This window comes from Halomonas sp. 72, assembly GCF_052379785.1.
Lineage (GTDB): Bacteria > Pseudomonadota > Gammaproteobacteria > Pseudomonadales > Halomonadaceae > Vreelandella > Vreelandella citrativorans.
Genome location: NZ_JBQSYY010000005.1, coordinates 15,990 through 28,966, shown reverse-complemented (window position 1 = coordinate 28,966; position 12,977 = coordinate 15,990). Strand labels below are relative to the sequence as shown.

9 protein-coding genes are annotated in these 12,977 nt (G+C 55.3%); 8 read left to right on the top strand and 1 reads right to left on the bottom strand.

The window, feature by feature from the left end; all coding sequences use genetic code 11:
* Positions 1 to 8: 8 nt before the first annotated feature.
* Genes recO through acpS form a run of 3 tightly spaced genes read left to right on the top strand, consistent with a single transcriptional unit; the run spans position 9 to position 1,954 of the window.
* On the top strand, positions 9 to 701 hold the full coding sequence (recO, locus tag ACT3T6_RS06945) for a DNA repair protein RecO (protein WP_193053711.1): 693 nt from the start codon (positions 9 to 11) through the stop codon (positions 699 to 701).
* A 35-nt stretch (positions 702 to 736) separates the two neighbouring features.
* Positions 737 to 1,573 carry a pyridoxine 5'-phosphate synthase gene (pdxJ, locus tag ACT3T6_RS06940; protein ID WP_193053712.1) on the top strand — a complete coding sequence of 279 codons (837 nt, stop codon included), beginning with the start codon at positions 737 to 739 and terminating at the stop codon, positions 1,571 to 1,573.
* Between the two features lie 3 nt (positions 1,574 to 1,576).
* Positions 1,577 to 1,954 (top strand): holo-ACP synthase, encoded by a 378-nt coding sequence (gene acpS / locus ACT3T6_RS06935; protein WP_193053713.1) that lies wholly within the window; start codon positions 1,577 to 1,579, stop codon positions 1,952 to 1,954.
* Here acpS and ACT3T6_RS06930 read toward each other — a convergent pair.
* Entirely contained in the window at positions 1,938 to 4,658 is a 2,721-nt protein-coding gene (locus tag ACT3T6_RS06930; RefSeq protein WP_193053714.1) for an ATP-binding protein, read from the bottom strand. The genes acpS and ACT3T6_RS06930 overlap by 17 nt on opposite strands.
* 91 nt (positions 4,659 to 4,749) lie before the next feature.
* On the opposite strand from ACT3T6_RS06930, the gene cysM reads away from it, so the two are divergent.
* The 5 genes from cysM to ppc all read left to right on the top strand — a co-directional run bounded on the left by cysM (position 4,750) and on the right by ppc (position 12,907).
* Complete coding sequence (gene cysM / locus ACT3T6_RS06925) at positions 4,750 to 5,646, top strand: cysteine synthase CysM (RefSeq protein ID WP_193053715.1); 897 nt, start codon at positions 4,750 to 4,752, stop codon at positions 5,644 to 5,646.
* Positions 5,647 to 7,041 carry a 23S rRNA (uracil(1939)-C(5))-methyltransferase RlmD gene (gene rlmD / locus ACT3T6_RS06920; RefSeq protein ID WP_193053716.1) on the top strand — a complete coding sequence of 465 codons (1,395 nt, stop codon included), beginning with the start codon at positions 5,647 to 5,649 and terminating at the stop codon, positions 7,039 to 7,041.
* 68 nt (positions 7,042 to 7,109) lie between these two features.
* Entirely contained in the window at positions 7,110 to 9,371 is a 2,262-nt protein-coding gene (gene relA, locus ACT3T6_RS06915; RefSeq protein WP_193053717.1) for a GTP diphosphokinase, read from the top strand.
* 14 nt (positions 9,372 to 9,385) lie between these two features.
* Positions 9,386 to 10,207 (top strand): nucleoside triphosphate pyrophosphohydrolase, encoded by an 822-nt coding sequence (gene mazG / locus ACT3T6_RS06910; protein ID WP_172116415.1) that lies wholly within the window; start codon positions 9,386 to 9,388, stop codon positions 10,205 to 10,207.
* Positions 10,208 to 10,258: 51 nt separating this feature from the next.
* Positions 10,259 to 12,907, top strand: coding sequence for a phosphoenolpyruvate carboxylase (gene ppc, locus ACT3T6_RS06905; protein WP_172116416.1), 2,649 nt, complete (start codon positions 10,259 to 10,261; stop codon positions 12,905 to 12,907).
* Positions 12,908 to 12,977 lie beyond the last annotated feature (70 nt).

Sequence of the window (12,977 nt, the reverse complement as noted above, 5' to 3'; positions counted from 1 at the left end):
GTGTCGCAATGTCAGCGGAGCCCGCTTTTTTACTGCATCGTAAACCCTACCGTGAAACCAGCGCGTTAGTCGATTTACTGACGCTTAATAATGGCCGTATTCGCGCTGTTGCCCACGGAGGGCAGCGGCCGGGGTCCAAGTCGCGTCAACGACTACAGCCGTTTACGCCGCTGTTTGTTAGCTGGCGCGGCGAACGCGATTTGAAACGCCTCACCTTGATGGAGTCGCGTGGACAAACGGCATTACTGGCAGGAGAGGGGCTCCTATGCGGTTTTTACGCGAATGAAATCGCCACCCGGCTGCTGCCCCTGGAACTCGCTGCGCCCGATGTTTTTGCCTTCTATACGGCGCTGCTTGAAGCGCTGCCAATGCCTTCCAAGCGCGCTCTTGCCTTGCGGCGGTATGAGTGGGCATTGTTGGATGCGCTTGAAGCTACCCCGCGTTTTTGTACGCCAGATAATAACGTGCTGGACCCGCAAGCCCGCTATCGGTTTGATGCACAAAGCCGTGCTTTTCTTCCCGCAGAGCAGGGGCTTGAAGGGCGCGCATTGCGTTATATTGAGCAGGGTGACTGGCAACATGCGGGGCTAGCAAGCGTTCTTAAGTCAGTCATGCGGGCGGCACTAGCACCGCATTTGGGGTCTGCTGCACTGCGCTCTCGGGAGCTAATGATGGCACTGGCCCGCCGGCGTCAGCCATAGTTCATGCTTATGACTTTTTTGGAATGGAGATAGTTATGCATCCTCCGCGTATTCTACTGGGCGTTAATATCGACCATGTCGCCACGCTGCGTCAGGCACGTGGTACCCGCTACCCGGACCCGGTACAGGCTGCTTTGTTGGCTGAAGAAGCGGGCGCAGATGGCATTACGGTGCATTTACGCGAAGACCGCCGCCATATACAGCTTCGCGATGTCAGGCTGTTGGCGGACGTGTTGAATACCCGTATGAATTTAGAGATGGCAGTGACCGAAGAGATGCTCGCGTTGGCTGAAGAGGTGCGCCCTGCACACGTATGCCTGGTACCTGAGAAGCGCGAAGAACTTACCACAGAGGGCGGTCTGGATGTGGTCGGTAGTTTTGATGCGGTTGCCAAAGCGTGCGAGCGGCTGAAAAACGCAGGCTGTGACGTATCGCTGTTTATTGATCCTGATGAAGCGCAAATTGATGCGGCTCATCGCGCTGGTGCCCCAACGATTGAACTGCACACCGGTGCTTATGCAGAAGAGAAGCTGGGGAGTGACGCCGCAAATGCTGAGTATCAGCGCTTAACCGCAGCAGCGACTCAGGCCGTTTCCCTGGGGCTGGTGGTTAACGCTGGGCATGGCCTTCATTACCATAATGCAGAAGCGATAGCCGCACTACCTGGGGTGAATGAGCTGAATATCGGGCACGCCATTATTGCCCGCGCGCTGTTTGTTGGCCTCAAAGAGGCTGTTCAGGAAATGAAGCGGCTTATTATTGCAGGCCAGGAAGCGGGGTTGATGGCGGCTTTAGATGCTCACGATCATGAACATAGCCATGAGCATGCAGGTGAGCATACGCATGGTCATCATTACTGCTGTGGTCACTAACACATGATCGTGGGGATTGGTTCCGATATTGCCCGGGTAGCGCGTTTTACCCGGGCAGTTGAGCGTCATGGGCCACGTTTTGCCCAGCGTATTTTGGGAACTGACGAATACGCGATATGGCAGCAAAAAGGCGAACCGGTGGCTTACTTGGCGAAAAGATTTGCCGCTAAAGAAGCGTTTGTAAAAGCACTAGGGCTTGGCCTTCGAGGCGGCATGCAGTGGGGGGACATCCAAGTGGTTAATGACCCCTTGGGGAAGCCCTTTTTGCAGTTGAGCCATGAGGCCAAGCGGCTAATGCAGGCATCCGGCGCGACGACCAGCCATATCACGCTAAGTGATGAAGCGGAGTACGCGGTTGCCTTTGTCATTCTGGAGCGTTAGACCCATCGGCCAGCCTGCTTCGATGAGTACGCAAGCGTGCCATTGCGGTGTACAACGCTTCTAGGAGGCTCTCCACATGACTGAGCCCGCTGGTGCGTAACCGCGTCTCAAGGGTTTCTACCAATAGGGCTAGCTCAGGTGCGCCGCAGTAACGGCTTGCTCCATTGAGCCCATGCACCCAGTCAAGTAGCATCGCCAGGTTTTTCTGGGCATAGGCGGCACGCATTTGCGTTTCTGTTTCATCCAGGCTGTCAATCAGGCGTATAAGCTGTGCATAGGCAACGCTCTCTTTGCCGCCCGCAAGCTGTGTGCCCATGGTTAAATCGACGGCCGCGAGTGCTTCACTGGCAAATTCAGTAGTGCCTTTTCGTTGCAAGGCTGCCGTTGATGTCACGGTAGGCAGAGAAGGGGGGACGGCCAAAAAACGCAGCAACAGCTGTTGTAGCTGCGCCTCATCAACAGGTTTTATCAGTACATCATCCAGCCCAGCCGCCAGCCACTGCTGACGTTCACTGCTTAAAGCATGAGCGGTTACCGCAATAATAGGGCAGCGTGACCAGTGATTATTGATACGGCGCAGTGCCTGACTGGTTTCAACACCGTCCATACCCGGCATACGAATATCCATTAGCACCATGTCAGCCGTGTAATTAACTGCCAAGGCAAGCGCTTCATGCCCGCTATCGGCAAGCGTAATACGCAGTTGGTCTGTTTCAAGCAGCGCCTTAAGCAGCTCACGGTTGGAGGCATTGTCGTCAACAATCAAAATATCAATGACGGAAGGGTCCGTAGGCGGAGGCGCTTTTGATTGAGCGGACGCTATTTCTTTATCTGCAGGCTGCAGTAAATGGCGCAATGTCGTGACCAGCTGAGCGCGAGTGAAAGGTTTGCAGAGCATTTCCCCGCCATGAGGAAGCTCCCAAGGCGGTAAGTCATAGCTGGTGGTGTTTGCCAGAATCAATACGGGGCAGGCGGCTTGCTCAATCAAATCTCGCCAGTAGTCTCTCCTCTCTATTTCGAACTCATCTTGATCCAGGCATAACATCAGTAGGTCTTCGGGCTCATTAGCGGTAAAGGCGACGGGAATAGCCCCCCAGCGCTCTAGCAAGTACTCAAGCGTATTGCGAGTAGGCGTATGGGTTTCATAAAGACGTACGACTGGGCTTTTCAGAGTAAGCTCTGCGGGGCGTTCGCCGCTTTGGTTAGCCAAGAGTGGAAGGGTAAAGGAGAACGTTGAGCCGTGGCCTACCTCGCTTTCCACGCTGATAGTGCCGCCCATTCGCTCAATCAACTGGCGGCAAATCGATAAGCCCAGCCCGCTACCGCCAAATTGGCGTGAATGGCTGGGTTTTGCCTGGGAAAAAGCGCTAAAAAGCTGTTTTTGATGCTCTTCGCTCAAACCAATGCCGGTATCACTAACACCGATACGCAGTACCACGTGCTGGCCTTCCTGGGTGTCGAGCATCACACGAACAATAACGTCGCCTTCGTGGGTAAACTTGAGTGCATTGCCGACCAGGTTACTAAGCACCTGATGAATACGCAGCGGGTCGCCGCTAAGCGGCGTAGGCACATCATCGTAAATCATTGCCACCAGGTGCAGATGTTTACGTTGCGCCTCAGGCGCATGTAAGCCAATTACTTCATCCAAAAGCGATACAATATCAATGTCGACTTCTTCAAGTGTGAGGCGATTTGCTTCAAGCTTGGAAAAATCGAGCACGTCATTGACGAGCATTAGCAGGTTGTCGCAGGCGCGGTGAACGTGCTCTAACCACCCCTGTTGGCGGTTATCCAACCTGGAGCGGCTCAGTAACCGGCAAAAACCGATAATGCCATTGAGTGGCGTGCGTATCTCATGACTCATATTGGCTAAAAATTCGGATTTAACGGCATTCGCACGGAGCGCGCTGCGGTGGGCCAGGTCGAGCTTGATATTTTGCTCTTCAATGGTTTCCATTGATTCCTGCAATTCGCTGGTCGCCTGCTCAATCTGGGTCTGCATATCGCGTTGCGACTGCTGAAAGTGCTCAGCCAGGCTATTCACATGAACGGCTAGTTGGCGAAGTTCGCTTGGCCGTGCAGGCGTTAAATGCAATCGATAGTCGCCACGAGATAAGCGATATAAAGCCTGGTTAGCTTCCTCAATAGGCCGGGAAATATACCGACTGACAGCAAAGGCACCCAGAAACAGCAGTAGTCCTAACAGCATGCCGCCCAGGCTTAAACTGGCCAACAGTTTGTAGCGTTCAAGCGTCAAAGGGCGGGCGTTTGCCTCGGCTTCAAGCCAGCCCACCCCGGTCGGGTTTATGTTGGGGAGCACGCTATCAAGAGGGACTAGAAGTCGCCAAATATGCTCTTCTTCTTCTATCAGGGGAGCGCTGGGCGCTGTTAAACGTAGCTGAGGCGGGGTGGAGCGGCCTAACACGAACAAACGGTTACCTTGCTCATCGAAGAGGCTGACAGAACTAAGCCCATAGCGGTCCAACAGCCGTCGAGAAAGCCTCTCCATACGCTGGAAGTCTGCGTCTGCCATGGCGAGCTGGAAACTGGGGGTTAATAGCTCACCGGCATCTTTAAGTCGCTCGTGAAGCGCCGCACGTTCAGCCGTATCACTTTGCACCATGAGCAAAATAGCCATCATGGCGTACACCAGAAGTGGAAAGCCAAGTAGCGCGAACAGCAAACGCGTGTTTAAAGACATGGAAGAAACTCGTTGATTCAATGTGGTTGCCTGTCCAGCGTACGACAGCACCGATATAATGCAGCATAACGGTAATGATAAGGAACGTGTGATGAATTATCCCATGCTAGAGGATGTGGTTGGCAACACTCCCTTGGTGCGTTTGAAGCGGATCACTGCTGGGCGCAACAATACGCTGTTGGCGAAGCTTGAGGGCAACAACCCCGCTGGCTCGGTAAAGGATCGTCCCGCGCTTTCGATGTTGAATGAAGCGGAAGCGCGTGGAGAAATAAAGCCAGGCGATACCCTGATCGAGGCAACCTCGGGAAATACCGGTATTGCGCTCGCCATGGCGGCGGCTATCAAAGGCTACACCATGGTTCTGGTGATGCCTGAAAATGCCTCCGAGGAGCGTAAGCAAGCCATGGTGGCTTACGGTGCCACGCTGATTTCTGCCAGTAAGGCCGGTGGTATGGAAGAGGCCCGGGATATTGCCGATGCCATGATTGAACGGGGCGAAGGCAAGCCGCTGAACCAGTTTTCCAATCCAGACAACCCCTTGGCGCACTACCGTACAACGGGGCCTGAAATATGGCAGCAAACCCAGGGGGAGGTTACCCATTTTGTAAGCTCCATGGGCACAACGGGTACTATTATGGGGGTATCTCGCTACCTCAAGGAGCAGAACGACGCTATTCAGATTGTCGGCTTGCAGCCCTCCGATGGCGCCAGCATTCCCGGTATTCGCCGTTGGCCGCAGGCGTACCTGCCCGAGATTTTTGAAGCCCCGCGGGTAGATATTACGCTGGATATTAGCCAGCACGAGGCTGAAAGCAACATGCGCCGTTTGGCCCGTGAAGAGGGCATTCTGGCGGGTGTTTCATCGGGCGGCAGCCTTGCGGGTGCGCTGCGTATTGCTGAGCAAGTAGAAAACGCGGTCATCGTGTTTGTTGTGTGTGATCGGGGGGATCGTTACCTCTCAATGGGCCTATTCGGCCCGGAGCTATAAATGGCCATGCTGGGTAAGCGGCGCCCATCGCGCGCTGCATCAGGCAAATCAGGGCTGGTACGCCAGCCCGCTGCTAAATCAACAAGTGCTTCTGACACGAGTGATGCGCTGGTGGTTGAGCGATTGGCGCATGATGGCCGGGGAGTTGCGCATGACGCCACAGGTAAAACCGTGTTTATTGACCGGGCGCTTCCCGGCGAGCGTGTTGACGCTGCCGTGCATGTCAACCGCAAACGCTTTGATGAAGCGCATGTAAAAGCGCTGCTGCACCGTTCGCAACAGCGCGTTGAGCCCCCCTGCGTTTATTTTGGCCAGTGCGGTGGTTGCCAATTGCAACATATGGCGATTGAGGCGCAGCGCACGCATAAACAAGACGTACTGTGCGAGCTGTTTGCTCGTCAGGGTATTGAGCTTGGCACTCCCCATCTGCTTCATGGTAGTACGGAGCACTATCGCCGCCGAGCGCGACTCGGCGTCAAAATAGATGGGCAGGGTAACGTGTTGCTGGGGTTTCGCGCAGCCCATAGTCATCGGTTAGTCGATATTCATCAGTGCCACGTATTGGTGGAGCCCTTGCAAGCGCTTTTGCCTCCCTTGAGGGCCTTGTTAGCAAAGCTTGAGGCGCCGCGTCTGGTGGGCCACATCGAACTCTTGGCGACCGCGTCGGAATGCGTGCTGTTGGTTCGCCAGTTGAAAGCACATGCGCTGGATGCCGAGCGCTGGCAGGCGTTTGCCAAGCAGCAAGGGGTTGCGCTTGGCGCGTGGCTGGGCCGCGAGTCTGCCTGCCTACACTGGTACAGCGCTGAACCGGTGCTGGAAGAGACCCTGCAGATAGAAGGCCAACCACCGCTCACGCTCACCTTTGCTCCCGGTGATTTTTTACAGGTCAATGCTGACGTCAATCAACAAATGGTGGCGCACGTGGTGAAATGGCTGGCTCCTGCGCCTGGCCAGCATGTTATGGACCTGTTTGCCGGAATGGGCAACTTTAGCCTGCCCATCGCCTCGAGCGGTGCCAGGGTACATGCCGTTGAAGGTAGCGCTTCAATGGTGGCGCGCATCAGCAGCAATGCAGCGCGTAACCGGCTAGAGGTAAGTGCTCAACAGGCTGATTTAAGCGATAGCGCAGCGGTTGAAGCCTTGTTGAAAGCTCAGCAGCACTTGGACGCACTGGTGCTGGACCCACCGCGTAACGGTGCAGAAACAGTGTGCAAGGCACTGGGCCGTTACCCCGTGCCCAGGCTTGCGTATGTGTCGTGTGACCCGGCAACGCTTGCCCGTGATGCGGCGCATCTGGTTCGTGCAGGCTATCGTATTAAGCAAGTAGCAGTGGCGGATATGTTCCTGCACACTGCACATATGGAATCGCTTATGCTTTTCGAGTACGAAGGCTAGTCCGCCTATCGCATCAAGCCACGGTATTCGCCGTCAAGATGAATACCCTGAAGGGATGAGTAAGAGTCATGGTGAAAGTGCGTGAAGACCAGCCGCTAATGGATAGCGGCAGGGTAGACATACAACAATGGTTAACGCGCCTGCAAGAAGATGTGCGTCTAAGTGATCCTGAGCGCCTTATTGAAGCCTGCGAACTGGCAGAGCAACTCGAACGTGAGGCGCCTCGTACTCATCGTGAATGGTTATCTCCTGGTTCAAGCTTTCGTATGGGGCTTGAAATGGCAGACATTTTGGCAGACCTAACGCTTGACCAGGCGACCCTGGAAGCGGCAGTGCTCTATCGCGCCGTGCGCGAAGGTCTGTTGAGTCTGGAGGCCGTTTCCAAGCGATTTGGCAGTGAGGTTGCCAGGTTAATTGATGGCGTCCTGCAAATGGCCGCCATCAGCTATCCACTCGCTCCCAACCACGGTATGGCCCAGCATAACCAGCAGGAAAACCTGCGTAAAATGCTGGTCAACATGGTGAGCGATGTTCGCGTTGCGCTTATTAAAATCGCCGAGCGCACCTGTGCGCTGCGTCAGGTCAAGGATGCTCCGCTTGAAAAATGTCTGCAGGTAGCCCGCGAAGTCGCCGACATTTATGCGCCTCTCGCGCATCGCTTAGGGGTGGGGCAAATCAAGTGGGAACTTGAAGACCTGTCGTTTCGCTATTTGCACGAAGATGAGTACAAGGCGATCGCCAAGCTGCTTGCTGAGAAGCGCCTGGATAGAGAGCACTATATCCACGATGTGGTCGAAACGATTAAAACGTTGATGGAAGCTCAGCATATTACCCATCATGACGTGAGCGGCCGAGCTAAACATATTTACTCGATCTGGCGTAAAATGAAGCGCAAAGGGATCGATTTTTCTGACGTACATGACGTTCGTGCGGTGCGCATTTTGGTGCCAGAAGTCACCGACTGCTACACCGTATTAGGAATTGTGCATTCGCGTTGGCACCATGTTCCAGACGAATTTGACGACTATATCGCCAACCCTAAAAAGAACGGCTATCAATCGCTTCATACCGCAGTGGTCGGGCCTGAGAACAAAGTCCTCGAAATTCAAATCCGCACGTTCGCCATGCATGACGACGCAGAGCTTGGGGTATGTGCCCACTGGCGTTATAAAGGGCACGACACCAACGCGAAAAGCCGTAGCTACGAAGAAAAAATTGCCTGGCTGCGTCAAGTGCTTGAGTGGCAGGACGAAGTGGGTGATTTTGGTGATCTGCGCGAAGGGCTTTCAAGTGACGTGGCCCCCGACCGCAACTATGTCTTTACGCCTGACGGTCATGTGATCGACTTGCCGCGTATTGCCACCCCGATTGATTTTGCGTATCGGGTTCATACCGAAATTGGCCACCGCTGCCGGGGCGCCAAAATTAACGGGCGCATTGTTCCGCTGACCTATGAGCTTAAAACGGGCCAGCAGGTGGAAATTCTTACCGCCACCAAAGCCGGGCCAAGCCGCGACTGGCTCAATCCTAATCTTGGCTATGTGCGCACGTCACGAGCGCGCGCCAAAATTCAGGCATGGTTTAAGCATCAGGCCAGAGGCCAAAACCTGGAAGAGGGCCGGGTACTTTTTGAGCGAGAAATGCGCCGTCTTGATGTCGACCAGTTGGATCTCCCCAAATTGGCCGACGCGGTTAATTATCAAAACGCTGATGATATGTATGCCGCTATCGGGGCAGGCGACCTGCGTATTGGGCAGGTATTGCACCAGGCCCAGCAGTTATTTGGCGAGACTGACGATCAGGAACAGTTGGAACGTTTACTTGCCAAACCGCGCAAGCAGCCGAGCAAACCCTCTAAAAGTGACATTACCGTACTTGGCGTGGGCAATCTTAAAACCAGCATGGCTAACTGCTGCCGCCCCGTTCCGGGCGAGCCGATTGTGGGGTTTATCACCCAAGGGCGAGGGGTTACCGTACACCGTCAGGACTGCAACAATATCCTCCAACTGCGTATGGAAGAGCCCCAACGTATCATCGAAGTAGAGTGGGGCGAACGCGCCCATACGCGTTATCCAGTCACTATCGAAATCCAGGCCTGGGACCGCTCGGGCCTACTGCGCGATGTGACGGGCCTTCTAGGCAATGAGAAAGTCAATGTGCTGGCGGTGAATACGCTAACGGATACCAACGAAGGCATCGCCCGCCTGAGGATTACGTTAGAAGTGGATGGACTTGAATCTTTGGGGCGGCTCTTCTCACGTATTCAGCAACTGCCCAATGTGACCGAAGTGCGCCGCCTGCGAAACGCAGACCCTGAAAAAGGTGCCTAATATGGAGCGGCTTGATGCGCTATGATCTGGATGACCTGCTGACATTAATGCAGGTACTGCGCGACCCCGAGCAAGGGTGCCCGTGGGATATTAAGCAAGGCTGGGATAGTATCGTTCCTCATACGCTGGAAGAAGCCTACGAGGTTGCCGATGCCATTGAGCGGCGCGCCTTTGATGAGCTGCCGGGGGAGCTTGGCGATTTACTCTTTCAAGTCATCTATTACGCTCAGTTTGGTGCAGAAGAGCAGCGCTTTGATTTTCACGATATCGTACATACGTTGACGGCTAAAATGCTGCGCAGGCACCCGCATGTGTTTCCGGAGGGTACGCTTGGCTCGCGTAGGCCGCCAGGTGTTAGCGCTGAAGCGCTACAGACCCAACAGATTAATCAGCGCTGGGAGTCACTTAAGGCGGAAGAGCGCGCCCAACGTGTCATTGAGGCGCCTTCGGTACTTGATGACGTACCTTGCACGTTGCCCGCGTTAAGCCGTGCGAACAAGCTTTCAAAGCGCGCGGCCCGGGCAGGTTTTGATTGGCCCGATACGCAGGGCGTTCTGGATAAAATCCGTGAAGAGCTGGATGAGGTAGAAGAAGCACTGGCGACAGGGGATACACGCCATGCTCAGGAAGAAGTAGGTGATTTATTGTTTGCGGTAACCAACTTGGCCCGCAGCCTGGGTGCTGATCCTGAACAGTGCTTGCGTGGCACCAATCGTAAATTTGAACGCCGTTTTCGCTATGTTGAGCATGCCTTAAACGCGGCCCATAGACCGATAACGGAAGCCTCGCTGGACGAGATGGAAGCTCACTGGCAGGCGGCTAAACATCAAGAATAAAGCATAAATTGATCATTAATAATGACGCGACCCCGCTAGGAGGCCTTGCCAATGAGTCACGACCTGCACGAATCGCTGCGCGATAACGTACGCATTTTAGGAGATAGCCTGGGACGCACCATAGCGGACGACCTGGGACAGGCATTTGTAGATAAAATTGAGACGATCCGAGCGCATGCCAAGCAAGGTCGTCAAGGTGACTCACTCCAGCAGCGCGCACTTATTGAGTATTTACGCCAGTTACCTGAGCGTGACCTGCTACCCGTTACACGTGCTTTTAACCAGTTCTTGAATCTTGCCAATATTGCCGAGCAGCACTATCGCGCACGTTTTCGCCGTGTAGAAGACTACAAACCCGGCACCCAGCCGACTCTCAACGGGCTGCTTGAGCGGGCCCAACTGGCAGGTAATTCACCGCGTAAGCTGGTCGAAACACTCGCCAATATGCGGGTGGAGCTGGTGCTTACTGCCCATCCGACAGAGGTTATTCGCCGTACGCTAATCCAAAAATACGACGCAATTGATGAGTGCCTAACCGCCATCGAAGGTTCTGGCGACTATCCTGAGCGCGGTAAGCGCGCTCACGGGCGGTTAGAAGAACTGATTAGCCAGGCATGGCATACCGATGAAATTCGCCATGAGCGGCCAACCCCGGTTGATGAAGCCAAATGGGGGTTTGCGGTTATCGAGAACTCGCTATGGCAAGCCGTGCCTGACTTCCATCGTGATCTGGATAATTTACTGCTGGATACTGCCGGTGAGCGCCTTCCGCTGGATGCTGCGCCCATTCGCTATGCTTCATGGATGGGGGGCGACCGGGACGGCAACCCTAATGTTACTTCACGGATCACCCGGGAAGTGCTACTTCTGGGGCGCTGGATGGCCGCAGACCTTTACCTGCGCGACCTGGAACAGCTTAAAACCGAGCTTTCCATGTGGAAGGCCAATAGCGCACTTAAAGCAGAAGTGGGCGATGTCGCCGAGCCGTATCGCGAACTGCTTAAACGCCTTTTAGCCAAGGTGGAAGCAACCCGGGACTGGGCCAAGGCGAAGCTGGATGGCCGCAACTACGATGGCGGGCCGATTATTGAAACCCGCGACCAACTTTATGCGCCGCTGCTGGCCTGCTACCGCTCTTTATGCGATGTGGGTTTGGACACCATTGCCAATGGTGCCTTGCTCGATACGCTGCGCCGTGTCGCCGTGTTTGGAGTCACACTGACCAAGCTGGATTTACGTCAAGAAGCCAGCCGCCACGCCCAAGTGATCGAAGAGCTCACCAGCACATTAGGCCTGGGACACTACCAGGAGTGGAACGAAGCTCAGCGCCAGGCATTCCTGCTGGAAGAGCTGGCGTCTAGCCGACCCCTGATCCCACGCCGTTGGGAGTGTTCTGCCGAGTGTCGTGAAGTGCTGGATACCTTTAAGGTCATCGCCCAGGAGCATTCAGAGGCACTGGGTACCTACATTATTTCCATGGCGGGCGAACCGTCAGATGTGTTGACCGTTGCGCTGTTAATGAAAGAGGTGGGTGGCCAAGTCACGCTGCCCATTGCACCTCTGTTTGAAACCCTCAACGACCTGGATCACGCGGGTGCGGTTATCGAACAGCTCCTGTCGCTGCCTGGTTACCGAGCACTGATTAATGACCGTCAGGAAATCATGATCGGCTACTCCGACTCTGCCAAGGATGCCGGGCAACTGGCGGCGGCCTGGGCGCAGTATCGGGCTCAGGAAGCACTGGTGAATGTGTGTGAAAAACACGGCGTTGACCTGACCCTGTTCCACGGCCGCGGCGGCACCGTCGGTCGTGGGGGCGGCCCCGCTCACGCAGCGATCCTGTCGCAGCCGCCGGGCTCGGTAAACGGCAGTTTGCGGGTGACCGAGCAGGGGGAAATGATTCGCTTCAAGTTCGGCCAGCCGGATATCGCGCTGCGGTCAATGGAAATTTACGCTTGCGCGGTGCTTGAAGCCACCTTGCTACCGCCACCGGCGCCTGACCCCCGCTGGCGCGAAGAGATGGATAAGCTCGCCCACATTGCGCACGTCGGTTACGTGGGCGTGGTGCGCGAGGACCCTGACTTTGTGCCTTACTTCCGTGCGGTAACGCCAGAGGGGGCGCTCGGTAGGTTGCCGCTGGGGTCACGCCCCACCAAGCGGCGCCAGGACGGTGGCGTTGAAACGCTGCGTGCGATTCCGTGGATTTTCGCCTGGACCCAAATTCGCCTAATGCTGCCCGCATGGCTAGGCAGTGGCGAAGCGTTCCTGCAGCGCCTGGAAGAGCCCGGCGGACGCGAGCTGCTCCAGGACATGCGCGATCAATGGCCATTTTTTGGCACTTACCTGGATATGTTGGAAATGTTACTGGCCAAAGCTGATGTGGCCATTGCGGCGTACTACGAGCACCGGCTAGTGGATGAACCATCCTTAAAAGCCCTGGGCAAAAAGCTTCGCGAGCGTTTTGAGCGGTTGGAAAACGTGGTGCTGGAAATACTCGAGCAGGATGAGTTGCTTGAGAAGACGCCACTGATCCGCCAGGCCATTGATGTACGTAACCCCTACATTGACCCGCTGCACGGGTTGCAGGCTGAGCTTTTACAGCGTAACCGCGACGCCGATGGTGCGATCAGCGGCGACCTTTCCCGGGCGCTAATGGTGACCATGGCAGGTATCTCGGCGGGGCTGCGCAATACGGGTTAATTAGCGGCAACATTAGAAGTGCGTATACCGCCAGTACGGCTGGCGGCATTTATGTATGTTCTCAGGAGGC